The 22,002-nt window shown below is 71.9% G+C and carries 25 protein-coding genes and 1 tRNA gene; 17 read left to right on the top strand and 9 right to left on the bottom strand.

The window, feature by feature from the left end:
- Positions 1-52: 52 nt before the first annotated feature.
- Both FLX08_RS18690 and FLX08_RS18685 read left to right on the top strand, forming a co-directional pair.
- Positions 53-901 carry a LysR family transcriptional regulator gene (locus FLX08_RS18690; RefSeq protein WP_142620154.1) on the top strand — a complete coding sequence of 283 codons (849 nt, stop codon included), beginning with the start codon at positions 53-55 and terminating at the stop codon, positions 899-901.
- Positions 902-926: 25 nt separating this feature from the next.
- Positions 927-1,784, top strand: a complete 858-nt coding sequence (locus FLX08_RS18685; protein WP_142620153.1) for an MBL fold metallo-hydrolase — start codon at positions 927-929, stop codon at positions 1,782-1,784.
- A gap of 3 nt (positions 1,785-1,787) precedes the next feature.
- On the opposite strand, the gene FLX08_RS18680 is transcribed toward FLX08_RS18685, so the two are convergent.
- On the bottom strand, positions 1,788-3,326 hold the full coding sequence (locus FLX08_RS18680; protein ID WP_341874337.1) for a dolichyl-phosphate-mannose--protein mannosyltransferase: 1,539 nt from the start codon (positions 3,324-3,326) through the stop codon (positions 1,788-1,790).
- A gap of 132 nt (positions 3,327-3,458) precedes the next feature.
- Here FLX08_RS18680 and ypfJ point away from each other — a divergent pair, with 132 nt between their 5' ends.
- The 4 genes from ypfJ (at position 3,459) to FLX08_RS18660 (ending at position 7,312) form a co-directional block, all read left to right on the top strand.
- Entirely contained in the window at positions 3,459-4,316 is an 858-nt protein-coding gene (ypfJ, locus tag FLX08_RS18675; RefSeq protein ID WP_142620152.1) for a KPN_02809 family neutral zinc metallopeptidase, read from the top strand.
- A gap of 56 nt (positions 4,317-4,372) precedes the next feature.
- Complete coding sequence (locus FLX08_RS18670) at positions 4,373-4,669, top strand: type II toxin-antitoxin system VapB family antitoxin (protein WP_142620151.1); 297 nt, start codon at positions 4,373-4,375, stop codon at positions 4,667-4,669.
- Positions 4,670-4,760: 91 nt separating this feature from the next.
- Positions 4,761-6,122, top strand: a complete 1,362-nt coding sequence (locus FLX08_RS18665) for an ATP-binding protein (RefSeq protein ID WP_142620150.1) — start codon at positions 4,761-4,763, stop codon at positions 6,120-6,122.
- Entirely contained in the window at positions 6,116-7,312 is a 1,197-nt protein-coding gene (locus FLX08_RS18660) for a tetratricopeptide repeat protein (protein WP_142620149.1), read from the top strand. The genes FLX08_RS18665 and FLX08_RS18660 overlap by 7 nt, the downstream gene beginning before the upstream one ends.
- Before the next feature lie 49 nt (positions 7,313-7,361).
- Here FLX08_RS18660 and FLX08_RS18655 read toward each other — a convergent pair.
- From FLX08_RS18655 to FLX08_RS18640, 4 genes are all read right to left on the bottom strand, one after another.
- Positions 7,362-7,449: transfer RNA gene (locus FLX08_RS18655), tRNA-Ser, on the bottom strand.
- A 61-nt stretch (positions 7,450-7,510) separates the two neighbouring features.
- Entirely contained in the window at positions 7,511-7,966 is a 456-nt protein-coding gene (tadA, locus tag FLX08_RS18650) for a tRNA adenosine(34) deaminase TadA (protein WP_142620182.1), read from the bottom strand.
- A 32-nt stretch (positions 7,967-7,998) separates the two neighbouring features.
- Positions 7,999-8,481, bottom strand: a complete 483-nt coding sequence (locus FLX08_RS18645; RefSeq protein ID WP_142620148.1) for a tRNA adenosine deaminase-associated protein — start codon at positions 8,479-8,481, stop codon at positions 7,999-8,001.
- A 15-nt stretch (positions 8,482-8,496) separates the two neighbouring features.
- Positions 8,497-8,985: a tRNA adenosine deaminase-associated protein gene (locus FLX08_RS18640; RefSeq protein ID WP_030508646.1), complete on the bottom strand. Its 489-nt coding sequence runs from the start codon at positions 8,983-8,985 to the stop codon at positions 8,497-8,499.
- Between the two features lie 138 nt (positions 8,986-9,123).
- Between FLX08_RS18640 and upp the strand changes: the two genes are divergently transcribed.
- The 6 genes from upp to FLX08_RS18615 all read left to right on the top strand — a co-directional run bounded on the left by upp (position 9,124) and on the right by FLX08_RS18615 (position 13,179).
- Positions 9,124-9,762 (top strand): uracil phosphoribosyltransferase, encoded by a 639-nt coding sequence (gene upp, locus FLX08_RS18635; protein WP_142620147.1) that lies wholly within the window; start codon positions 9,124-9,126, stop codon positions 9,760-9,762.
- 171 nt (positions 9,763-9,933) lie between these two features.
- Positions 9,934-10,152 carry a hypothetical protein gene (locus tag FLX08_RS18630; RefSeq protein ID WP_142620146.1) on the top strand — a complete coding sequence of 73 codons (219 nt, stop codon included), beginning with the start codon at positions 9,934-9,936 and terminating at the stop codon, positions 10,150-10,152.
- Positions 10,153-10,227: 75 nt separating this feature from the next.
- The gene (locus tag FLX08_RS40715; protein WP_167530479.1) at positions 10,228-10,404 is read left to right on the top strand and encodes a hypothetical protein; all 177 of its coding nucleotides are present in this window, start codon (positions 10,228-10,230) and stop codon (positions 10,402-10,404) included.
- Entirely contained in the window at positions 10,401-10,931 is a 531-nt protein-coding gene (locus tag FLX08_RS18625; RefSeq protein ID WP_030508643.1) for a PH domain-containing protein, read from the top strand. The genes FLX08_RS40715 and FLX08_RS18625 overlap by 4 nt, the downstream gene beginning before the upstream one ends.
- A gap of 138 nt (positions 10,932-11,069) precedes the next feature.
- Positions 11,070-12,392: a helix-turn-helix domain-containing protein gene (locus tag FLX08_RS18620; protein WP_142620145.1), complete on the top strand. Its 1,323-nt coding sequence runs from the start codon at positions 11,070-11,072 to the stop codon at positions 12,390-12,392.
- Positions 12,393-12,489: 97 nt separating this feature from the next.
- Positions 12,490-13,179 carry a FadR/GntR family transcriptional regulator gene (locus FLX08_RS18615; protein WP_142620144.1) on the top strand — a complete coding sequence of 230 codons (690 nt, stop codon included), beginning with the start codon at positions 12,490-12,492 and terminating at the stop codon, positions 13,177-13,179.
- Between the two features lie 42 nt (positions 13,180-13,221).
- Here FLX08_RS18615 and dnaN read toward each other — a convergent pair whose 3' ends face one another.
- The 3 genes from dnaN to FLX08_RS18600 all read right to left on the bottom strand — a co-directional run bounded on the left by dnaN (position 13,222) and on the right by FLX08_RS18600 (position 16,519).
- Entirely contained in the window at positions 13,222-14,313 is a 1,092-nt protein-coding gene (gene dnaN / locus FLX08_RS18610) for a DNA polymerase III subunit beta (protein ID WP_142620143.1), read from the bottom strand.
- A 68-nt stretch (positions 14,314-14,381) separates the two neighbouring features.
- Positions 14,382-15,029, bottom strand: coding sequence for a response regulator transcription factor (locus tag FLX08_RS18605; protein WP_079314250.1), 648 nt, complete (start codon positions 15,027-15,029; stop codon positions 14,382-14,384).
- Entirely contained in the window at positions 15,020-16,519 is a 1,500-nt protein-coding gene (locus FLX08_RS18600; RefSeq protein WP_142620142.1) for a sensor histidine kinase, read from the bottom strand. Before FLX08_RS18600 ends, FLX08_RS18605 begins: the two co-directional genes overlap by 10 nt.
- 132 nt (positions 16,520-16,651) lie before the next feature.
- Between FLX08_RS18600 and FLX08_RS18595 the strand changes: the two genes are divergently transcribed.
- The 5 genes from FLX08_RS18595 to FLX08_RS18575 all read left to right on the top strand — a co-directional run bounded on the left by FLX08_RS18595 (position 16,652) and on the right by FLX08_RS18575 (position 20,523).
- A complete protein-coding gene (locus tag FLX08_RS18595) occupies positions 16,652-17,527 on the top strand; it encodes an ABC transporter ATP-binding protein (protein ID WP_142620141.1) in 876 nt (291 codons plus the stop codon).
- Entirely contained in the window at positions 17,524-18,273 is a 750-nt protein-coding gene (locus FLX08_RS18590; RefSeq protein ID WP_142620140.1) for an ABC transporter permease, read from the top strand. The genes FLX08_RS18595 and FLX08_RS18590 overlap by 4 nt, the downstream gene beginning before the upstream one ends.
- Positions 18,274-18,351: 78 nt before the next feature.
- Positions 18,352-19,143 carry a helix-turn-helix domain-containing protein gene (locus tag FLX08_RS18585; RefSeq protein ID WP_244312733.1) on the top strand — a complete coding sequence of 264 codons (792 nt, stop codon included), beginning with the start codon at positions 18,352-18,354 and terminating at the stop codon, positions 19,141-19,143.
- A gap of 84 nt (positions 19,144-19,227) precedes the next feature.
- Positions 19,228-19,692 carry an SRPBCC family protein gene (locus FLX08_RS18580; protein WP_142620138.1) on the top strand — a complete coding sequence of 155 codons (465 nt, stop codon included), beginning with the start codon at positions 19,228-19,230 and terminating at the stop codon, positions 19,690-19,692.
- A gap of 96 nt (positions 19,693-19,788) precedes the next feature.
- Positions 19,789-20,523 carry a metallophosphoesterase gene (locus FLX08_RS18575; RefSeq protein ID WP_142620137.1) on the top strand — a complete coding sequence of 245 codons (735 nt, stop codon included), beginning with the start codon at positions 19,789-19,791 and terminating at the stop codon, positions 20,521-20,523.
- Positions 20,524-20,601: 78 nt separating this feature from the next.
- Here FLX08_RS18575 and FLX08_RS18570 read toward each other — a convergent pair whose 3' ends face one another.
- Positions 20,602-21,993, bottom strand: a complete 1,392-nt coding sequence (locus FLX08_RS18570) for a carotenoid oxygenase family protein (protein ID WP_142620136.1) — start codon at positions 21,991-21,993, stop codon at positions 20,602-20,604.
- Positions 21,994-22,002: the final 9 nt, after the last annotated feature.

Raw genomic sequence — 22,002 nt, 5'->3', positions numbered from 1 at the left:
ATCGATACCTCGCGGGTATCGATCCCGCGCTCCCCGGGGATACCGTGGCGGCGTGGAGACGCGGGAACTGCGGTATTTCGTCACCGTCGCCGAGGAGATGCACTTCGGACGGGCCGCCCATCGGCTCGGGATCGCGCAGCCGCCGCTGTCGCGGGCGATCAGCCGGCTCGAACGGCGGCTCGGGGTGGTGCTGTTCGAGCGCACGAGCCGCTCCGTCACGCTGACCGAGGCCGGGTCGGTGCTGCTGCGCGAGGGCCGGGCGGCCCTCGACGCGGTCGAGGCCGCCGAGCGCCGCACCCGCCGCACCGCGCTCGCCGCTACCGGCAGCCCCAGCCTGGTCCTCGTCACGAAGGCCGGAGCGGCCGCCGAACTGCTGCCCAAGCTGCTCGACGCGTACGCCGCCGAGCCCGGCGCGGTCGCCGTCGACGTGCTCCTGTGCGGCATCGGCGAGCAGGAGCGCCTGCTGCGCGACGGGCGGGCCGACGTGGCGCTGCTGCACCGGCCGTTCGACTCGGCGTCCGGGTTCGACACCGAGGAGCTGCGTACGGAGGGGCAGGTGGCCGTCCTGCCGGCCGGGCATCCCCTGGCCACCCGGTCGCACGTGCTGATGGCCGACGTCACCGCCCTGCCCGGGCTGCCGATGCCGCGCTGGCCCAACCTCGACGGCACCTACCCGGACGGCCCCGGTCCGCAGGTCCGCGATCATGCGCAGCTGCTCCAGCTGATCGCGCTCGGCCGGGCCGCGGCGGTGCTGCCGGAGTCGGCCAGGGCCTATCTGCCCGCCGGTCTCGCCGCGGTGCCGGTGCTGGACGCCCCGGAGGTGACGACGCTGATCGCGTGGCCGCCGCACAGCCGCTCGCAGGCCGTCGCCGGGTTGGTCCGGGCCGCCACCCGTCTCTAGGTCGTGTCTCCCTAGGCTGGCCCGCATGGAACTGATCGACTTCCCGGCGAGTCCGCGTGCGGGAGACCTCGACGTCCGGTGGATCCACGGCTCGGAGTCGGCCAAGCACAACGCCGACCCCGACATCCAGGTGCACCGCTACGACGAGCACACGTACGTCCTGCGCCAGAACAAGGCGATCAACTACGAGGCGCCCTTCATGTTCCTGATGTTCGGGAACACCCGGGCGCTCCTGCTCGACACCGGCGCGACCGCCTCACCCGCGTACTTCCCGCTGCGCCGGACGGTGGACGAGATCGTGGACCGCTGGCTGGCCGATCACCCCCGCGAGGACTACGGGCTCCTCGTCGCCCACACGCACGGCCACGGCGACCACATCGCGGGCGACGGCCAGTTTCGCGACCGCCCGCACACGGTGATCGTGGATCCCGCGCCGGAGCGCGTACGCGAGTTCTTCGGCCTCGGCGACGATCTCGACACGCCCGGCGCCGTCGACCTGGGCGGCCGCGTCCTGGACGCGGTGGCGAGCCCCGGACACCACAAGTCCGCCGTGACCTTCTACGACCGGGCCACCGGTCTGCTGCTGACCGGTGACACCGTCTATCCCGGGCGGCTGTACGTCGCCGACTGGCCGGCGTTCGCGCAGACGATCGACCGCCTGGTGAAGTTCGCCGAGGACCGCCCCGTCACCCACGTGCTCGGCTGCCACATCGAGATGACCACCACGCCGGGCGAGGACTACCGGATCCGCACCACCTATCAGCCGGACGAGCCGCCGCTCCAGATGACGGTGGAGCACCTGCGGCAGGTCCGCGACGCGGTGGCGGAGATCGGCGGCCGGCCCGGCGTCCACGTCTATCCCGACTTCATCGTCTACGCCTAGCGATCAGATCCAGGCGCGCAGCAGCATGCGGCTCAGCCAGGCGTCGTACGGAATGGGCACGGCGGTGAGCACGGGCGACAGCCACCAGAAGTTCACGAGCGCGAGCAGTGTGAACGCGCCCACCACCGCCGCCCCCGTGGAGCGCCGCGCGGCCGGCGCGCCCGGCGGCCCGAGGACGAGCCCGCACGCCAGCACGATCGCGAGGACCATGAACGGCACCGCCGGAAGGGCGTAGAACAGGTACATGGTGCGGTCGTCGGCCAGCGCGAAGTAGAACCACGGCAGCCATCCCGCGCCGTAGGCGAGCAGGACGGCGCCGGCCCGCCAGTCGCGGGTCCCCAGATACCACGCCACCATCGCGACCAGCGCGAGCAGCCCGCCGTACCAGATCACCGGGGTGCCGGTCCCGAGGATCTCCTGGGAGCAGGAGGCGGCGCCGCACGTGCCGCCGGGCGACCGGTAGAAGAACGCGATGGGCCGCAACAGCAGCGGCCAGGTCCACGGGTCCGATTGGTAGTCGTGGTGCGTGCTCAGCCCTTGGTGGAAGCCGAACACCTGGCTCTGGTAGTCCACCAGGGAGCGAAGCGAGTCGAAGACGAAGTAGGCCCAGCCGTTCGAGGTCGCGCGGTCCCAGTTGCGGCCCCACCCTCCGGCCGAGGCGAACCATCCGGCGAACGACGCGACGTAGACGACGACCGGCACGGCGCCGAGCCAGGCGAGGCCGAGCGGCCAGTCGAGGCGGGCGGCCCGCCGACAGGGCCGGGGCAGGCCGACGGCACGCCGGGCCCCGCAGTCCCAGACGAGCGTCATGATCCCGAACGCCACGACGAACAGCAGGCCGGTCCATTTGGTCGCCGACGCCGCGCCCAGGCACACGCCGGCCGCCAGCCGCCAGGGCCGCAGGCCGAGCCGGGGAGGGGGCCCGAGCAGGGCGGAGGTGCGATACCACTCCGTCAGGCGGGTGCGGGCCGCGTCGCGGTCGGCGACCAGGCAGGCGAAGCCCGCGAGCACCCAGAACATGAGGAAGATGTCGAGCAGGGCGGAGCGCGACAGCACGAGATGCAGGCCGTCGATGGCCAGCAGCAGCCCGGCGAGGCAGCCGAGGAGGGTCGAGCGGGTCATCCGGCGGGCGGTCCGCGCCAGGACCAGCACGCTGAGCGTGCCCGCGAGCGCGGCGACGCACCGCCACCCGAAGGGCGTGACGCCGAAAAGCCACTCTCCTGCCCCGATGAGCCATTTGCCGAGCGGCGGGTGGGCGACGTATGCGGCGCACTCCTCGACCGTGCCGCACGCCTTGAACACGTCCGTGCCGCCGCGTACGAACACCTGGTCGGCGCCGTCGGCGAACTGCCGCTCGACCCCGAACCTGATCAGCGAATAGGCGTCCTTGGCGTAGTAGACCTCGTCGAAGACGAGCGCGTGCGGGACATCGAGGCGATAGAACCGGAGGAACCCCCCGAAAGCGGCCACGGCCAGCGGGCCGAACCACCCCCGCCCGCCCGGCATCGGCGGCACCAGCCGGGGTAAGGCGGTCAGAGGCACGCGGTGATCCTAACCCGGCAAAACCCGAAGATCAGGGCAAGACGGATCCGGCATGGCGTTCGTCCCGCATGATCATCGCCGTCCGGGGCAGTAGCCCGCCGACCACCGGCCACTCCATTGGGAGCGTCGCAGATGGATTTCGATGACCGAGCGCAACTCGACGCCTCGCAGGTCGAGGACGTCGGCCGTGGAGGAGGGTTACGCGGCGGGGGTCTGGCCGTCGGCGGCGGAGCCGCCGGCATCATCGCCCTCATCCTGGCCCTGATCTTCGGCGTCAACCCCGGCGACATCACCGGCCGCGACGAGCCCGCCGGCCTGCAGCCGACCAGCGACCTGAGCGCGCAGTGCAAGACCGGCGCCGACGCCGACCAGTCGGAGAAGTGCCGCGTCGTGGGCGTCGTCAACAGCATCCAGAAATACTGGGGCGAGCAGATCGACGGCTATTCCGGCGCGAAGACCACGCTGTTCTCCGGCGGGGTGCAGACCGGGTGCGGCGCCGCGGACTCGTCCGTCGGCCCCTTCTACTGCCCCGCCGACAAGCACGTCTACCTGGACCTGTCGTTCTTCGACGAGCTCCAGTCGCGGTTCGGGGCCAAGGGCGGCCCGTTCGCCCAGGCGTACGTGATCGCCCACGAGTACGGCCACCACGTGCAGGACCTGCTCGGCACGATGAACCGGGTGGGCCAGGACCAGGGCGCGCAGAGCGGCTCGGTGCGGCTCGAACTCCAGGCCGACTGCTACGCCGGCGTGTGGGCCAAGAACGCGGTGGACACCGGCTTCTACGCCAAGCCGTTCACCGACGCCGACATCCAGGAGGCGCTCGACGCCGCCGCGGCGGTGGGCGACGACCGCATCCAGGAGCAGGTGCAGGGCAGGGTCAACCCGGACGCGTTCACCCACGGCACCTCCGCCCAGCGGCAGAAGTGGTTCACGAACGGCTACGCGTCGGGCGACCCGGCGCGCTGCGACACCTTCTCCGGGGGCATCTGAGACCCTATAAAGGGCCTCGGGCGCGAACCTTTGCGTCGTCTCCTAAACTACATACCGTGATCTTTAAGTTGGTCGGTGACGGACGGCCCTATCCCGAGCACGGACTGTCGTCCCGCGAGTGGGCGAAGATCCCGCCCCGGCAGGTCCGGCTCGACACACTGATCACCACGAAGGCGGTGCTCGACCTGCACTCGTTGCTGGCCAAGGACTCGACCTTCTACGGCGACCTGTTCCCGCACGTGGTGCAGTGGAAGGGCGAGCTCTACCTGGAAGACGGCCTGCACCGCGCCCTGCGCGCCGCCCTCCACCAGCGCTCGGTGCTGCACGCCCGCGTGCTGGAGGTCCAGGACTAGGCCGGTCTCCGGGCGAGATCCGCTGTCTGCCTGCTTCGGTAGCCTTACGGTCATTTGACGTGACCTGCCCTCGAAAGAAGGGAGCCGGGCAGTGCTCGACGACGCCGGACTCCACGCCCTCCGCGAGGCGGCTCGGCTGTCTCCTGACAACCTTCCCCTGCGGCGCCACCTCGCCGAGCAGCTTCTGACCAAGGGTTACCTCGCCGAGGCCGAAACCGAGTTCCGCGCCGCCCTCGTGCTGTCGCCGCAGGACCCGGACGTCATCGCCGGTCTCGCGGAGGCCTTCGTACGGCAGAGCGCGTACGGCGCCGCGCTGTCGGCGCTGGAACCGCTCCTGGCGGCTCCCGGGCACGCGCCGCGTGTGGGGCTGCTCGCCGCGAGGGCGCTGCTGGGCGAGGGCGACGTGGCCGGGGCGGCGCGCCGGTATCACGACGCGGTCGCCCGTGATCCCTCGCTGGCCGACCCCGATCTCGCCGCCCGGCTGACCCCCCAGCCCGTCCCTGCCGCCCCGCCGTACGCGCCCGAAACACCCCTTTACGGCGCAGAGGCCGAGCGCTCGGGCGTCACGTTCGCCGACGTGGCCGGCATGGAGGCGGTCAAGGAGTCGTTGCGGCTGAAGCTCCTGCTGCCCGTCCAGCAGCCCGAGCTGTTCGCCGCGTTCGGCAAGCGGGCGGGCGGCGGCGTGCTGCTGTACGGCCCTCCGGGCGCGGGCAAGACCCACCTGGCGAGGGCCGCGGCCGGCGAGCTCGGCGCGGCGTTCATCAGCGTCGGGCTGGCCGACATCCTCGACATGTACATCGGCTCCAGCGAGCGCAACCTGCGGGCCACGTTCGAGATGGCCCGCCGCCACCGGCCGTGCGTGCTCTTCTTCGACGAGGTGGACGCGCTGGCCGCGCGCCGCTCGGACATGCGGCAGGCGCACACCCGGCAGCTGGTCAACCAGTTCCTGGCCGAGCTCGACGGCGTGGAGGAGAACGCCAACGAGGGCGTCCTCGTGCTGGCGGCCACCAACGCGCCCTGGTACATCGACGTGGCCTTCCGGCGTCCCGGGCGGTTCGACCAGATGGTGTTCGTGCCCCCGCCGGACGCCTCGGCCCGCGCCGCCATCCTGCGCATCCTGTGCCGCGACAAGCCGCTCGCCGAGATGGACTACGACGCGGTGGCGAAGGTGACGGACGGCTTCGTCGGCGCGGACCTCAAGGGCGTGGTCGACCGCGCCGTGGAGACCAAGCTGCGCCAGTCGATCAGCGCGGGCCGTCCCCTCCCGCTGACGACGAACGACCTGCTCACCGTGGCCCAGGCGACGCGGCCGACGGCCGTGAAGGAGTGGCTGGGGACGGCGCGCAACTACGTCCTGCACGCCAACGACTCCGGGGCGTGGGACGAGCTGATGCCCTGGATCGACGGCAAGGCGGGCAGGACGGGCAAGAAGGGCAGCAAGGGCGGATGGTGACCGCCGCACCGCTGGAGCGGGCGCGGACACTGCTGGAGCTCAACCGTCCCGCCGAGGCCGAGCGGGAGCTGCGGGGCCTGCTCGCCGAGGATCCCCAGAACGTCAGCGGGCACGCCTACCTCGCGGTGGCGCTGGCGCAGCAGCGCAGGCCGGCCGAGGCGATCGGCGAGGCCGCGGAAGCCGTACGGCTCGCGCCGGACCACTGGTTCCCGCACTACGTGGCCGGTCAGGCGTACTACCGGGCGGGTCGCCCAAGGGAAGCCGCCGAGGCCACGCGGGCGTGCCTGGAGCTCGCCCCCGAGCACGCGCCGGCCTGGGAGCTGCTGGCCCGGGTGCACGTCGACGCGGCGCAGTGGCCGCTGGCGGCCGACGCGGCGCGCCACGGGCTCGCCCTCGCGCCCGAGGACGCCGACCTGGCGAGCCTGCTCGCGGTGGCCCTCGCCATGCTCGGCGACGCCGCCGAGGCCAAGGAGGCCGCCGCGCGGGCCGTGCGGCTCGATCCCGAGAGCGCCCTGGCCCACCTGGCGTACGGACGCGCGCAGCTCGCCTTCGGCTCACCCGGCGAGGCCGCCGGTGCGTTCCGCGAGGTGCTCCGCCTGTCTCCGGGGTTCGACCAGGCCAGGGACCTCCTGGTGGCGGCGCTCAAGCAGCGCAATCCGATCTATCGCCTGCTCGCCCGGCTGCGCGGCACGTTCTTCGGCGGGTGGCGGATGCTGCTCCTGCTGCCGGTCGCGCCTCCGGTCATCGCCCTGTTCGTCCTCATCGCGCTCCTGCACTGGGCGGCCTGGGTGGCCGAGGCGGTCACCACCCTGCGCCTGGCCCGCGCCAGGGCCACCCGGCTGCTCTTCGAGGGCCCGGAGGCGCGCACCGCCCTCGTGTGCTGCTGCCTACCGGCCCTGGGCGCGGCGCTGCTCGTCACGGGCGTGGCGACCGCCCAGGAGGCGGTGGGAACGGGCGGCGCGGCGGTCATGGCGCTGGTCACCCCCGTGCAGGAGGCGGCGCACACGAGCGCGCCCCGGGGCCGGGCCGTCCTGTACGGCTGGGCCATCCTCCTGGGACTGGCCGCCGCCCTGGCGATGCTCCTGTCCTCCACCTCCGGCGCGCTGCTCACCGCCTACGCCGCGCTGGCCGGCATCTGGATCGCGGCCGGCGTACGGCGCCTGGCCGGCCCCAAGTCGACCGCCCCCTGAACGCACAAGAGCCGCCGACCCGTTCACGCAGGTCAGCGGCTCTTTTTGGTGGCGGTGGAGGTGGGATTTGAACCCACGGTAGGTTGCCCTACACACGCTTTCGAGGCGTGCGCCCTCGGCCACTAGGCGACTCCACCGCGCAGCAGCTTACCGGACGAACCCCACTGCGCGTGCATCCGTTTTCTTCCGGCCGCCGGCTCAGGCGCGGCGGCCCGAGAAGAAGCCGGTCAGCACGGCCGCGCACTCGCCCGCCAGCACGCCCATGACCACCTCGGGCCGGTGGTTGAGCCTGCGGTCCCGCAGGACGTCCCACAGCGATCCGGCGGCGCCGGCCTTCTCGTCCGCCGCGCCGTACACGACGCGGTCCACGCGGGCGAGGACGGCGGCTCCGGCGCACATCGTGCAGGGTTCCAGGGTCACGACCAGCGTGCAGCCCGTCAGCCGCCAGTCGCCGATCCGCGCGGCGGCCGCGCGCAGGGCGAGCACCTCGGCGTGGGCCGTGGGGTCGGCGCTCGCCTCGCGGTCGTTGCCCGCGGCGGCGAGCACCTCTCCCGGCTCCTCCGAGCCGGGCCGTGACGGGCCCAGCACGACGGCGCCGACCGGCACCTCGCCACGCCCGCCCGCCCGTACGGCCTCCGCCAGCGCCAGCCGCATGGCGGCCTCGTACGCGTCGGGCGGGGAGGCGGTCACCGCAGCCGGTCGAGCTCGTCGGGGAAGCCGAGCCGTTCGGCGATGAGGGAGAGGATGTCGGCGGGCAGAACGCCCTCCTCCATGCTGAGCTCCACGAGCTCCTCCGCACTCAGCGAGAAGTCGGCGAGCAGCTCCAGGTCGCCGACCGGACGGATGCCGAGGTCGGGCGCGTCCTTGTCGACCACGACGCCGGCCAGCTCGGCGAAGATCTCGCCCAGAGGGTCGTTCTGCACGGCGTGCGCGTCGGAGATGAACACGCGGGGATCGAGGTCGTCCTCATAACGGATGATCGCGAACCACTCGTCCTCGACCTCCACGCAGAGCAGCGCGAGCTCATCGCCGCTGAGCCCCAGGGCTTCCTGCAGGGCGTCGCTCAGGTCGTCGGCGATCTCGGCCTCGCCGAGATCGACCTCGGCGCCGATCCACCGGCCGTCGATGCGGGCGAAACCGGCGGAGAAAAGGTTGGATCTGGAGGGCATTGCCGTCTCCCCAGGTCAGCCGATGGCGGCGTCGACGGCGCGTTCGAATGGCTGGGAGAAGCCCAGCCGCGCGGCGATGCTGGACAGGACCTCGTCGGGTAGCAGATCGAGGTCTCCGGACAGCGCGCCCAGCTCCATCTCGTCGAGCCCGAGGTCGGCGAAGATGGACAGGTCCCCGGCGGGAAGCACGCTGTCGAGCTCCTCCTCCTCGGGGACGGGCACGTCGAGGTATTCGAGGACCTGCTGCGCCAGCGGCCACTCCCAGGCGGCCGTGATGTCCGAGAGGAAGACGTCCACCTGCTCGCCGAAGACCCGTAACGCCACGAAGAAGTCATCCCCTACGGCGACCATGCCAATCGTGGTTCCCATGCTGGGGGTCTGGCGGAGGGCGTGAATGAGGCCGTCCAGATCGGAGGTCAGCGCCACCGGGAGCATCTCCGCCTCCCAGCGGTCCTCCTCGCGATAGACGACGATGGCGAAGTCAAGAGTGTCCACGTCTGTCATCGTCTTCCCCACCGCACGCTCTTCACGCAGGCAATGGTCGCAGAATCGGAGTCGCACCGTATGGCGCTCACTCCAAATCGTGATCAAAGACTCAGCCGACGTCGAGGCTTTGCCCAGGAGAGGGTAACTTTTGTTCCCATGGAGACCCTCGTCGTCGACCACCCGCTCGTCGCCCACAAGCTCACCACTCTCCGCGACGTGCGGACCGACTCGCCGACGTTCCGCCGTCTGGCCGACGAGCTGGTCACGCTGCTCGCCTACGAGGCCACCAGAGACGTGCGGGTCACCGACGTGACGGTCGACACACCGCTCGTGTCCACCCAGGGCGTACGGCTGGCGCGGCCCGCGCCGCTCGTGGTGCCGATCCTGCGCGCGGGGCTGGGGATGCTCGACGGGATGACCCGGCTCCTGCCGACCGCCGAGGTGGGCTTCCTCGGCATGATCCGCGACGAGTCCACACTGAAGGCCCAGACCTACGCCACCCGGCTGCCGGAGGACCTGTCCGGCCGGCAGTGCTACGTGCTCGACCCGATGCTCGCGACGGGCGGCACCCTGGCGGCGGCGATCAACTTCCTGTTCGACCGCGGCGCACGGGACGTCACCGCGATCTGCCTGCTGGCCGCGCCGGAGGGCATCGCCTACCTGGACGGGGCGTTCCGCGGCGGCGGCCGGCCGATCCGGGTGGTGACGGCCGCCCTCGACGAACGGCTCAACGAGAACGGCTACATCGTGCCCGGCCTCGGCGACGCCGGCGACCGCCTGTACGGCGTCGTCTGACCTCCCGCCGCGCTGATTCCCCCGGGTGATTCCCGGGGGTCTGATTTCCCTTCCTTTCCGCGTGGTCCGTCCGCATCCCACCTCTGGTTACACTACGCGCCCGGTAGGGTACGCAGTGTGATGACGACGTCACCTCGCGCTCTCGCGAGCGGCGCGCCACCAGGGAGAGCGATGATCCAGCATCCGGCCGAGGAGCCCTACGAACAGCTCGAGGCCCTGCTCAGGGACGAGTTCGCGGAGGTGCATCCTCCCGCGACGGTGACCCGGTGTGTTCAGGCCGCCCACCACGGCGCCATCGAGGTCACCGGACAGGCGCATCCCGCACTGGTCGAGCGCATCGCCCGCAAGCATCTGCGGGTCCTGGCGACCGCCGCGGCGGAGCGGGGCTGACCGTCGTCACGATCAAGAAAACCCGTTGGCGATTAGCCGCTTTACCAAACGGGGCGTCTGGGTAATGTATTGGTCATGGGAGTGGTGACGGCGGTGCAGGCGAAGAAAGTCATCAAGTGGACGCTCATCGTGTCGGCGGGTTTCTATCTGCTCACAAGACCGACTGACGCGGCCCACACGGTCCACGGGGCCTTCAACGGGATCATCAACGCGGCCGACTCGATGGCGCAGTTCTTCGCAACCCTGACATGAGACTTGTGACCCACGGGGACTCGGCCCCGTCGTCGGTCAACCGCTACCTCCTCCCCCACGAACAGCAAGTCATCATGGTCCGGCGTCACCCCGCCGTCCTCCTGCGCCCGATCGCCGAGATCTTCGGCGGCCTCATCCTCGCCGGAGTCCTCAGCAAGTTCCTGAGCGACAACGGCGCGAGCCAGGCCCTCGCCCTCGTCTGGTGGGCCTGGCTCCTGCTGCTGGTTCGATTCGTCTGGAAGGTCGCGGAGTGGTCGGTCGACTACTTCGTCGTCACCTCCCAGCGCATGCTTCTCACTACGGGCCTCATCACGCGGAAGGTCGCGATGATGCCCCTGAGCAAGGTCACCGACATGAGCTTCCAGCGCTCGCTCCTCGGCCGCATGCTCGGCTACGGCGAGTTCGTGATGGAGTCGGCCGGCCAGGATCAGGCCCTGCGCACCGTCCCCCACATCCCCTATCCGGAGACCTTGTACCTGGAGGTCTGCCAGATGATCTTCCCCAGCAAGGACGGGGACGACGACTGACCGAAGGCCCACCGTCCGATATCTCGACACCGTGATCGAACCTTCATCGTCGTGATTCTTGACGGAGGGTTACACGATTCGGCCGCTTCGTGCCATTATGGCGACACTATTGACCCTTCCCCCGCCCTGAGAGATCAGATGCCGAGTCAGGGAACCATCGGCGACCGCGTCCGCGGATTGCGGTTGAGCAGGCGCATGTCACAGGCCCAGTTGGCCGGACCCGACCTGTCCGACAGTTACGTCTCACTCATTGAGTCCGGAAAGCGGACACCTACACCGGTCGTCGCCCGACTGCTCGCCGAGCGGCTCGGTTGCACCACCGAGTTCCTGCTCCACGGGATCGAACCCCGGCAGCGAATCGACACCGAGCTCGGCCTGCGACATGCCGAGCTCGAGCTGTATCACGGCGATCCCGCCGTGGCGGCCGACCGCTTCGGGGAGATCGTCAAGGCGGCGGGTGAGGACAACGCCATGCTGGCCGCCCACGCGCGCCTCGGTGTGGCGCGGGCGCTGGAGGCCCAGGGCCGCATCGGCCGGGCCGTCGAGGCGTACGAGCGGCTGCGCCGCGAGGCCGCCGCGCATCCCGAGCGCCTCGCCGACCTGCCGCTGACGGTGGCGCTGTGCCGCTGCTACCAGCGGGCCGGCGACCGGCTGCGGGCGCGCGACCTCGGCGCCCAGGCGCTCGGCCAGATCGACCGGATCGGCGTGGTCGAGGGCGAGCTGGCCACCGAGCTGGCGCTGGCGCTGGTGGAGGCCGAGACCGGCCTGCCGTACGTCGAGCGGGTGCTGTCGGCCACGGACCCGGGGCACGCGAGCGACCGCAGCGCGGAGATCCTCGCGCTGTGGCAGGCCAGCGTCGCGGCGGCCGAGGGCGAGGACTCGGCCCTGGCCGTGCAGCTCGCCGAGGACGCCCTCGCGGCGGGCCGTCCGGCCCGGATCGCCGTGCGACGAGCCCGCATCGCGATGCACTGGGCTCGCATCACGGCGGCGAATCCCGAAGGCGCCGATTTGGATCGAGCCAACGCCCTGGCGCAGGCCGCGGCGGACGTCTTCGCGGCGTTCCCGGCCGAACGGCAGGACCACGGGCGGAGCCTCGTGGTGCTGGGTTTCGTACGCTTCCGGACCGGAGACGCGGAATCCGCAGCCGAGCTCGCCAGCCGGGCACTGGATCTGTTGGACGGCGCCAAGGGGACCACCGCGGCGACCGCGAACATGATCCTGGCCGAGATCGCCTTGGCACGGTCCGAAGATCCGGCCACCGCTCTGGAGCGCGCGCACGACCTGCTGGACGGCGAGACGCCCGACCGGGAGACCGCCCGGGCCTGGCGCATGCTCGGCGACCTGTGGGGCCAGGCCGGTGCCCTCGACCGGCAGACAGGGGCATATCGTAGAGCCCTGGAAGCGGTCGGAATCCGCGTGAACATACCGGGCTCCATGACCACGACGGTGCTCGCTCGATAGCCTCCTGGGGCTCCGGACTTGTGCTGGAGGCTCTGGAATAATGAGGGTCTACCACTCATTCCATCATCGGATGATTGGCAACCCAAAGGAGGCTGACGTGAGCCTGCGGACGGCGCAGCGGGCGTCTCTCGTGGACCAGGTGATCGACCAGCTCAAGGAGCAGATCACCTCCGGCTCCTGGCAGATGAATGCCAAGATTCCCACCGAGACGGTGCTCGCCGAGCACCTCGGAGTCGGCAGGAACACGGTGCGTGAGGCGGTCCGCGCGCTGACGCACGCCGGACTGCTGGAGTGCCGCCAGGGCGACGGCACGTACGTGCGGGCCACCAGCGAGCTGTCGGGCGCCATGGCCCGGCGGCTGCGCGCGGCCGAGCAGCTGGAGATCCTGGAGGTCCGGCGCGCCCTGGAGGTCGAGGCGGCCCGGCTCGCCGCGACGCGGCGGACCGACGGGGACATCGCGTCCGTCGAGGCCGCGCTGGCCGCGCGCGAGAAGGCATGGTCGGACGGCGACCCGGACGCGTTCGTCGAGGCCGACCTCGCCTTCCACGTGGCGGTCGTCGAGGCCACGCACAACAGGGTGCTGATCGACCTCTACATCGACTTCTCCGCGGCGCTGCGGGCGAGCATCGCGGCGGCCGGCGGCTCCCTGGAGCAGAACTACATCCCCCACGACGCGATCGTGCGCGCGATCGTCGCCGGCGACGCCACCGCAGCCGAGCGGGCCGGACACGCGTGCATGGAGCACATCCTCATCGCCCTCACCGACTCCGCCGCCATCCCCTCCTGAGCCCCTCCTGAACCCCTCCTGAGCCCCGCCCGGCGAGCGTGCTCAGCCGAGCCGCAGGGACATGACGAGGTAGCGGAAGCCGGGGTCCTCGCCCTCGTCGGTGATCAGCGCGGGACGGGTCGGCGAGTCCATGTGGATGCGCGCCCGCCCCGTCTCGACCCCCGCCAGCCCGTCGAGCAGGAAGTGGGGCTGGAAGGCGATCTGGATGTCCGGGCCCGCCAGCGCGGCCTCGACGACCTCCGCGCCCCTGCCGATGTCGCCGCCCCCCGCCTGGATCAGCACCTGTCCCTGGGAGAACGACAGCCGGACCGCGGCGTTGCGCTCGGCGACCAGCACGACGCGCTTGACGGCCTCCACGAACGGCGCGACCTCCACGTCGGCGTGGTTCGTCCACTCCGCGGCCAGCCGGGACCGGTAGTCGATGAACTGGTCGTCCAGCAGCCGCACGGTGGTCGTGCGTCCCTGGCTCTCGAAACCCGCCACGTTGTCGCCCAGGCCGATCGCCACCTCGCCGCCCCGCAGCGATCGGGCCACCTCGACCAGCACCCGCGCCGGCACGACCACGCCGTGCCGCGCGTCCTGCCGCTCGGGATGCCACAGGAACTCCGCGGCGGCGATGCGGTAGCGGTCGGTCGCGGCCATCGACACCCGCGGGCCCTCGATGTCCACGCGGATGCCCGTCAGCATGGGCAGCGTGTCGTCGCGGCTCGCGGCGGCGGCCACCTGCCCGACCGCGGTGGCGAACGCGCCGCCGCCCACGGCGCCGACCTTCGGCGGCATCGGCGGGATCGCGGGGAAGTCCTCGTCGGGCATCGTGATCAGCCCGAACTCCGTGCTGCCGCAGGTGAGCACCGCCTCGGAGCCGCTTCTGACGATCTCGACGGGCCGGGCGGGCAGGCTCCGGGTGATCTCGGCGAGGACCTTGCCGGGGATCAGCACCCGCCCCGGCTCGGCGACGTCGGCCTCGACGTCCGCACGGGCCGAGACGTCGTAGTCGAAGGCGGACACCCGCAGGTCGTCACCCGCCTCCAGCAACAGGCCCGCGAGGACGGGCACGGCGGGCCGGGCGGGCAGCACCCGGGCCGCCCACGCCACCGCGTCCGCCAGAACGTCGCGGTTCACCTGGAATTTCATCCCGACCTCCTGCCTGTGCCACAGCTCGCTCCCAAACGTAGCGGCCTGCACCGACAATCCCGGCGGCGCTACTTGCTGTTGAGGAAGGCGAGCACGGCCAGGACCCGGCGGTTGTCGTCGTCGGAGGGCGCGAGGCCCAGCTTGGTGAAGATGCTCGCGGTGTGCTTGCCCACCGCGCTGTCGCTGAGGAACAGCCGCTGCCCGATCGCGGCGTTCGACCTGCCCTCGGCCATCAGCTCCAGCACCTCGCGCTCCCGGGGGGTGAGGCGGCCGAGCGGTTCGTTGCGCGCGTTGCTCGCCAGGAGCCGGGCGATCACCTCGGGATCCATGGCCGTCCCGCCGGCCGCGACCCGGCGTACGGCGTCGACGAACTGCTCGCCGTTGAACACCCGGTCCTTCAGCAGGTAGCCGACGCCGCCGGACCCGTCGGCCAGCAGTTCCCTGGCGTACAGCTGCTCGACGTGCTGGGAGAGCACGAGGACCGGCAGGCCGGGCACCTGCCGCCGCGCGGCCAGGGCGGCCTGCAGCCCCTCGTCGGTGAAGGTCGGCGGCAGCCGTACGTCCACGACGGCGACGTCGGGACGCTCGCCGACCAGGGCGGCGAGCAGCTCGGGGCCGGACTCGACCGCCGCGACCACCTCGAACCCGTGTGCGCGCAGCAGCGCGACCAGCCCCTCCCTCAGCAGGTGCAGGTCCTCCGCGAGAACTACACGCACCCGCCGCCCTCCGTTTCCCTGGTCCGCACCGTCGTCGCCAGCGCGACGGCCAGCAGGCCGCCGCCGAGCGCAATCATGCCGACGATGACCGGCCACTGGAAGGGCCCGGGCACGTGCAGGGCCAGGAACCACGACTTCACCGGCGATCCCACCAGCTTGAACACCATCGCGACCAACCCCTGCGGAAACAGCGCGATCGGCCACAGCACCCAGCACAGGCCGCCGAGGACGCGCCACGGGGACGACGGCGCCGGACGCTGCCGGAACGCCCGGGGCAGCTCGATGACGGCCGTGGTCGGGCCGCCCACGGGGCTGTTCACCGCGAGGACGCCCTCGAAGGCCCCGAGCCTGCGCTCGATGCCGCGCAGGCCGGTGCCGCGCTCGGGGTCCGCACCGCCGTGGCCGTCGTCGGTCACCGTCACGCGCAGCGCCGGGCCCTGCGCGCTCAGGTCCACCCACACCTCGGTCGCGTCGCCGTGCCGGGCGGCGTTGGCCAGCAGCTCGCTGACCGCGAAGTACGCCGCCGACTCCAGCGGCGCGGAGGCGCGCTCGGGCAGGTCGACCGTGACGTGGACGCGCAGCGGGCTGTCCAGGGCGAGGGCGCGTACGGCGTCGCCGAGGCCGCGCTCGGCCAGCACCGGGGGATGGATGCCGCGCACCAGCCGCCGGATCTCCTGCAACGCGGTCGCCGACGCCTCCCTCGCCTTGCCGAGCAGCGCCCGGGCGGCCTGAGGGTCGCTTTCGAGCAGTTGCTCGGCCGCGCCGATCGTCATGCCGATCGCCACCAGGCGGGCCTGGGCGCCGTCGTGCAGGTCGCGCTCGATCCGGCGCAGCTCGGCGGCCTGCGAGTCCACGGCCTCGGTGCGGGCGGCGTCGAGGCGGGTGACCCGCTGGGCCAGCCTGGCCTTCTCGGTGGGGCCCAGCAGCGCGGCGGCGACCTGGCCGTGCAGGCGCACGGCCCACGGCGCGTACCAGGGCGTGGCGATCACCGCGAGCAGGATCCAGACCACGCCCGTCGCCGGGTCGCCTCCGGCCGCCCACGCGACGCCGTACGCGACCGCGAGCAGCGGAGCGGCGACCACGAAGCCGCCGGCCACCGGCGCGGAGAGCAGGAAGGCGAGGTCGCGCCAGGTGGCGGGGTCCTTGGTCATCCAGTTCCACCGCTTGTTGAAGGCCGGGATCGTGGGCTTCCTGTAGAGGGTGCGGCCGTCGCGATACCACCCGTCGGCCTGCGGGACCGGCGGGGGCGGCGCGGGCCGGTAAGGATCGTCGATCGAGATGCCCGACCAGCGGGCGGCCAGCACGCGCTGCCGCCGGGTCACGGCCCGCGCGAGCCGTACGGCCGAGGGGAAGACGATCACCAGGCCGACCAGGAAGGTGAGCAGCACCGCCGTCAGCATGACCAGGCCGGCGGCCAGGCTCAGCAGGGCGAGGCCCGCGAGGGCGGTGCTCCGGGCCAGGGCGGTGAGGGTCGGACGAGCTGCGGCCATGAGTCCAGTTTGGGCGCTGACGCCGGGTGGGCACAGTGGCCGAAGCCGCACGATGGGGGTGGAGGAAAGTGCACCCCCGTCGGGTCCGCAGCCGCATTCTCCGCGGACCGCCGAATTCCTAGCGTCGTGGCCATGGCAATCATCACCGTGGATCACCTCCGCAAGACGTACGGGACGCGGGTCGCGGTCGAGGACGTGTCGTTCTCCGTGAAGGAGGGCGAGGTCTTCGGCATCGTGGGCCGCAACGGGGCGGGCAAGACGACGACGGTCGAATGCGTCGCCGGGCTGCGCACCCCCACTGCGGGCACGGTCACCGTGGACGCGGACCTGAAGGAACAGGTCGGCGTGCAGCTCCAGGAGTGCTCGCTGCCCGACAAGATCCGGGTCGGGGAGGCGCTGGCGCTCTACGCCTCGTTCTACTCCCGGCCGGCCGACTGGCGGGCCCTGGCCGAGGAGGCCGGTCTCGACCTCCGCGCGCCCTTCGGGAAGCTGTCGGGCGGGCAGCGCCAGCGGCTCTCGGTCGCGCTCGCACTGGTCGGGAGCCCGCGCATCGCGATACTCGACGAGCTCACCACCGGCCTCGACCCGCGCGCCCGCCGCGAGACGTGGGACCTGATCGCCCGGATCAGGGAACGCGGCGTCACCATCCTGCTGGTGACCCACTTCATGGAGGAGGTGGAGCGCCTGTGCGACCGGGTCGCGGTCATCTCCCGGGGACGGGTGCGCGCGGTGGACACCCCCGAAGGGCTGGTCGCCCGCGCCGGCGGCGAGCAGCGCCTTGTCTTCCACACCGACGACCCCGTGGACGACCTGCGGGCGCTGCCCGAGGTGGCGTCCGTCACCGTCGCCGACGTCGGGAACGGCCCGGAGGTCACCGTCACCGGCACCGGCGAGCTGCTGAGCGCCGTCGCCGCTGTGCTGCCCCCGTCCCGTACGCGTGGCCTGCGCATGGAGCGCACCACCCTCGACGACGCGTTCCTCGTTCTGACCGGCAAGGAGGAGTCATGACGAAAGCATTCGGAAAGCTCGCGGCCGTGGAGGCCCGGCTCTTCCTCCGCGAGCCGATGGCGGTGTTCTTCGCGATCGTCCTGCCGGTGGGACTGCTGCTGGCGCTGGGCACGACGATCCCCGCCTTCCGCGAGGCGGATCCGTCGCTGGGCGGGCAGCGGCTGGTGGACGCGCCCTTCACGGCGATGATGGTGCTGCTGTCGGTCGTGACGCTCGGGCTCAGCGTGCTGCCGGCCGGCCTGGTGCTCTACCGGGAGCGCGGCGTGCTGCGGCGGCTGTCCACCACGCCGGTGCGGCCGGGCGCGCTGCTGTCGGCCCAACTGCTGATCAACGTGGTCGTGTCCGTGGTCGCCACCACGCTGACGCTGGTGCTGGGTCACCTGGTCCTCGGGGTGCCGACGCCGGGCTCGCCCTGGGCGTTCGCGGGGGTCTTCGTCCTCGGCACGCTCACCGTCCTCGCCATCGGGCTGCTGCTGGCCGCCGTCGCGCCGAGCTCACGGGTCGTCCAGGGCGTGGGCGCGGCCCTCATGTTCCCCCTGCTGTTCCTCGCCGGGATGTGGCTGCCCCGGCCGCTGATGCCCGAGGTCCTGCGCCGGATCAGCGACTTCACCCCCACGGGCGCCTTCGGGCAGGGGCTGATGGACACCCTGGGCGGGCACACCCCCCAGCCGCTCCACCTCGCCGTACTGGCGGGCTGGGCACTGGCCGCCGGTCTCGCCGCGGCCCGGCTGTTCCGCTGGGAGTAGCCCATGCGGCCCGTACGGCCCGGCGCCTACCTCGGAGGTAATCGCCGGGCCGATCGGCGACCGGATAGCGTCCAGGGCGTGACCGTCGCAACGCCCTATCAGCGGTCGTTCGGGGAGCTCCTGCGCCAGTGGCGCGAGCACCGGCGGATGAGCCAGCTGGACCTGTCCAACCGCGCCGAGATCTCCACGCGGCACATCAGCTTCCTGGAGACCGGCCGGGCCACGCCGAGCCGCGACATGGTGCTCCACCTCTCCGAGCATCTCGACCTTCCGCTCCGCGAGCGCAACCACCTGCTGCTGGCCGCGGGGTACGCCCCCGTCTATGGCGAGTCGCCGCTCGCCTCGCCGCAGATGGCGGCGGTGTACGACGCGATCCGGCGGCTGCTGTCGGCCCACGATCCCTTCCCGGCCGTGGTGGTGGACCGGCTCTGGAACCTCGTCGACGCCAACGACGGCATCGGGCTGCTCGCGGAGGGGATCGACCCCGACCTGCTGGGCAACGTGCTGCGGGGCAGCCTGCACCCCGAGGGGCTCGCCCCGCACATCGTCAACCTGGGCGAATGGCGGGCGCACCTGCTCGGCCGGCTGCGGCGGCAGATCACGCTCACCGCCGACCCGCAGCTCGCCGAGCTGTACGCGGAGCTGCGCGAATACCCCTGCGACCAGCCCGAACCCGAGGTGGAGCTGCCCGGCCCAGGAGACATCCTCGTGCCGCTCCGGGTGCGGCGGGCCGGGCGGGAGCTGTCCTTCTTCAGCATCGTGGCGACCTTCGGCACCCCGCTCGACATCACGGTCTCCGAGCTGGCCATCGAGTCGTTCTATCCGGCCGACCCCGCGACGGCGGCGTTCCTCCGCGGCGCCTCTTCGTGATCGTCCGGATATCGTCCGGCGTCCGTGCGGCGATACGGTCCTGCCACAATTCCCTCAACCAAGATCCAGGGTGAGGAGACCGGAGTGCCCGCACGGGTGCTGACCAACACGTTCCACGTGGACGCCGCGCCGGAGGAGGTCTTCGAGCACCTCACGACGCCCGAGAGTTACATCGGCCTGTCGCCGCTCGTGGTGGCCGTACGCGACGTCGACCGGTCGGAGCCGGGGGTGGTGCGTTACACCTCGGTCGAACGGTTCCGCTTCCTCGGCCTGAAATACGACAACCCCATCGCCGTCACGCTGCTGACCGAGCGCACGGCCGAGAGACTTTCCGTACGGGGACAGGTGGACAGCCCCGGCGGCGTGCGGATGGGCTACCGCTTCGACCTGTCGCCGGAGGACGGCGGCACGCGCATGGACGACCGGCTCGACCTGAGCGCGCCGTGGCTCGTGATCGGCTTCGCGGCGGGCCAGGCGCGGAAGGTGCAGCTCGCCAGGGCCCGCATCCTCGCCGAACGGCTATCCGGGCGGTCTACGCGGGGTTCGTGAACGACTCCAGCGACTCGGTGTACGTCGCGGTCGCGAGCGCCTCACACGATCCTTGCGTGAGAAGCTGGAGCTCCCATTACGCCCGGGAGGTATCACATGCTCGTGCTGGCGCACGTCAGTGACATCCACATCGACGGAAGCGAGCGCAACACCTCGCGTGCCGCCCGCGCGCTCGCCTACGCGCGGTCGCTGCGGCCCGACGCGATCGTGCTCACCGGTGACCTCGCGGACCACGGCACCGCGGAGGAGTACGAGACGGTCCGCGAGCTGATCGCGGGCGACGACGTGCCGCTCGTGCTGTGCCCGGGCAACCACGACGCGCGGGGCGACCTCCGCAAGGTCCTGCTGGAGCAGGACGGCGACCACCCGGTCAACCAGGCCCTCAACCTCGGCCACGCGACGATCGCGCTGTGCGACTCCAGCATCCCCGGCCGCCCCGAGGGCGCACTGGACGACGACACCCTGGCCTGGCTCGACTCCGTACTCGCCGCCACACCCGGCGTCCCCGCCCTCGTCGGCATGCACCACCCGGCCGTTCCGCTCGGCATCCCGTACGTGGACGGCATCCGGCTCGGACGGCCGGAGGGGCTGGCGGAGGTCCTGGGCCGCCACCCGCACGTCGTCGCGGTGCTGGCCGGGCACGCCCACACGGCCGCGGCGACGACGTTCGCCGGGCTGCCGTTGCTGGTCGCGCCGGGAGTGGTGAGCACCGCGCTGCTGCCGTCCGAGGCATCGGGGCGCCCCACGCTCGACTACGACCTGCCGCCGGCCATCGCCCTCCACGTGCTGGACGACGGCCGGATCACCACCCACTACCGCCCTGTGCTTTAAAACGCGTGCCCTGAATACCTGGGCCTTGAATACCTGGGCCTTGAATACCCGTGCCCTGAATACCTGGGCCCTGACCTGTCAGGCGCCGGGAGCCTCGTCGGGGATCCACGAGCCGTGGAACCCGGCAGGCACCCGGCGCGGCAGCCGTACGGACGCCACCCTGGCCAGGTCCGACGCGTCGAGCACCAGCAGCTCGGCGCCGTGCTCGGTGGTCGCGATCGACAGCAGCCAGCCCTCGTCCTCGGCCCCGGCGTCCGGCGCGGGGACGAACACGGCCTCGCCCGGCGAGCGCTCGCCCGTCTGGTGGGCCCGGCTCGTGCCGTTCGCGGTGTCGTACTTCACGATCGCGTCCTTGCCGACCGCGTAGACATAACGGCTGGTCAGGCCGGTGCGCGTCTCGTTGATCGTGGGAAACTCGACGTCCAGGTCGTCGAGCTGCTCGTCACGCGCGACGCCGGTGGCGGGGTCGAGCGTCCAGCGATGCAGGGCCGCGCCCCCGGTGTGGGCGGCCGGGTTGGCCACGCCGCCGATGGTGGGCCAGAAGCCGCAGAACGCCCCCGGCGAGTAGCGCACCGCGTCGACGACGACGCGCCCGTGCTCGTCCTCGCTCGCGTTGCCCACATGGAAGACGTAGCAGGGGTCGATGTCGAACCACCGCACGTCGCCGGTGGCGCGGCTCATCACGCCCAGCCGCGCGCCGTACGCGTCGTCCCACCGGTAGGGCATACCGCGGCCCACCAGGTCGAAGTCGAAGACGACCGGCAGGTCGAGCCACACCACGTGGTGCCGGGTGATCGCGAAGTCGTGGGCCATGGTGGGCCCCGGCACGTCCACCGGCCGGCTCTCCACCAGCTCGCCGCCGGCCGACAGCCGGTGATAGGTGAGGTAGGGCTTGGCCCAGCCATACCCGAAGAAGTGCAGCTCCCCGGTGATCGGGTCCTCCTTCGGGTGCGCGGTCATCGCGGTGGCCAGCCGCCCGCCGAAGTCGCAGGGGCCGACCGTGTCGAGCTCGGGCGTCATCTCGTACGGCAGGCCGTTCTCCACGAGCGCGAGGATCCTGTCGGCGTGCCGGATCACGTGGGTGTTGGCGGGCACGGCCGCGAGGTCCACCCCGCGCTCGTGCACGTACGGCGCGCCGGCGAAGCGCGTGGTGCGGACCCAGCGGTTGCGGTACCACTCCGCTCGCCCGTCGCGCAGCCGGATGCCGTGGATCATGCCGTGGCCGACGAACCAGTGCCCGCCGTCCTCCCCAGGGCGGGGGTTGGGGCCGTTGCGGAAGTAGCGGCCGGTGAGCTCGGGCGGCAGCGTGCCCTCGACGGGCAGGTCGATCGCGTCGATCTCGTCCGGGACGGGGGCGAGGCGGCCGGTCAGATAGGAGGCGGTCGGCTGCGAGGTCGCCGGTGTCGTCGTCGGCTCCGTGGTCGTCGGCTCTGTGGTCGTCGGTGTCGTGGTCGTCGGCTGCGTGGTCATGGCGGAGGC

The sequence above is a fragment of the Microbispora hainanensis genome (assembly GCF_006874475.1).
Taxonomy (GTDB): Bacteria; Actinomycetota; Actinomycetes; order Streptosporangiales; family Streptosporangiaceae; genus Microbispora; species Microbispora hainanensis.
The sequence above is the reverse complement of the archived record's forward strand: the minus strand, read 5'-3'. Positions and strand labels throughout refer to the sequence as shown.

What these genes read in the sequence shown, in the direction of transcription:
- FLX08_RS18685 (WP_142620153.1), top strand. Translation starts at nt 927, where the DNA reads ATGGAACTGATCGACTTCCCGGCGAGTCCGCGTGCGGGAGACCTCGAC.
- FLX08_RS18600 (WP_142620142.1), bottom strand. Translation starts at nt 16,519, where the DNA reads ATGGCCGCAGCTCGTCCGACCCTCACCGCCCTGGCCCGGAGCACCGCC.
- upp (WP_142620147.1), top strand. Translation starts at nt 9,124, where the DNA reads ATGGAGACCCTCGTCGTCGACCACCCGCTCGTCGCCCACAAGCTCACC.
- FLX08_RS18645 (WP_142620148.1), bottom strand. Translation starts at nt 8,481, where the DNA reads ATGCCCTCCAGATCCAACCTTTTCTCCGCCGGTTTCGCCCGCATCGAC.
- FLX08_RS18625 (WP_030508643.1), top strand. Translation starts at nt 10,401, where the DNA reads ATGAGACTTGTGACCCACGGGGACTCGGCCCCGTCGTCGGTCAACCGC.
- ypfJ (WP_142620152.1), top strand. Translation starts at nt 3,459, where the DNA reads ATGGATTTCGATGACCGAGCGCAACTCGACGCCTCGCAGGTCGAGGAC.
- FLX08_RS18575 (WP_142620137.1), top strand. Translation starts at nt 19,789, where the DNA reads ATGCTCGTGCTGGCGCACGTCAGTGACATCCACATCGACGGAAGCGAG.
- FLX08_RS18620 (WP_142620145.1), top strand. Translation starts at nt 11,070, where the DNA reads ATGCCGAGTCAGGGAACCATCGGCGACCGCGTCCGCGGATTGCGGTTG.
- FLX08_RS18640 (WP_030508646.1), bottom strand. Translation starts at nt 8,985, where the DNA reads ATGACAGACGTGGACACTCTTGACTTCGCCATCGTCGTCTATCGCGAG.
- tadA (WP_142620182.1), bottom strand. Translation starts at nt 7,966, where the DNA reads ATGCGGCTGGCGCTGGCGGAGGCCGTACGGGCGGGCGGGCGTGGCGAG.
- FLX08_RS18570 (WP_142620136.1), bottom strand. Translation starts at nt 21,993, where the DNA reads ATGACCACGCAGCCGACGACCACGACACCGACGACCACAGAGCCGACG.
- FLX08_RS18660 (WP_142620149.1), top strand. Translation starts at nt 6,116, where the DNA reads ATGGTGACCGCCGCACCGCTGGAGCGGGCGCGGACACTGCTGGAGCTC.
- FLX08_RS18595 (WP_142620141.1), top strand. Translation starts at nt 16,652, where the DNA reads ATGGCAATCATCACCGTGGATCACCTCCGCAAGACGTACGGGACGCGG.
- FLX08_RS18590 (WP_142620140.1), top strand. Translation starts at nt 17,524, where the DNA reads ATGACGAAAGCATTCGGAAAGCTCGCGGCCGTGGAGGCCCGGCTCTTC.
- FLX08_RS18630 (WP_142620146.1), top strand. Translation starts at nt 9,934, where the DNA reads ATGATCCAGCATCCGGCCGAGGAGCCCTACGAACAGCTCGAGGCCCTG.
- dnaN (WP_142620143.1), bottom strand. Translation starts at nt 14,313, where the DNA reads ATGAAATTCCAGGTGAACCGCGACGTTCTGGCGGACGCGGTGGCGTGG.
- FLX08_RS40715 (WP_167530479.1), top strand. Translation starts at nt 10,228, where the DNA reads ATGGGAGTGGTGACGGCGGTGCAGGCGAAGAAAGTCATCAAGTGGACG.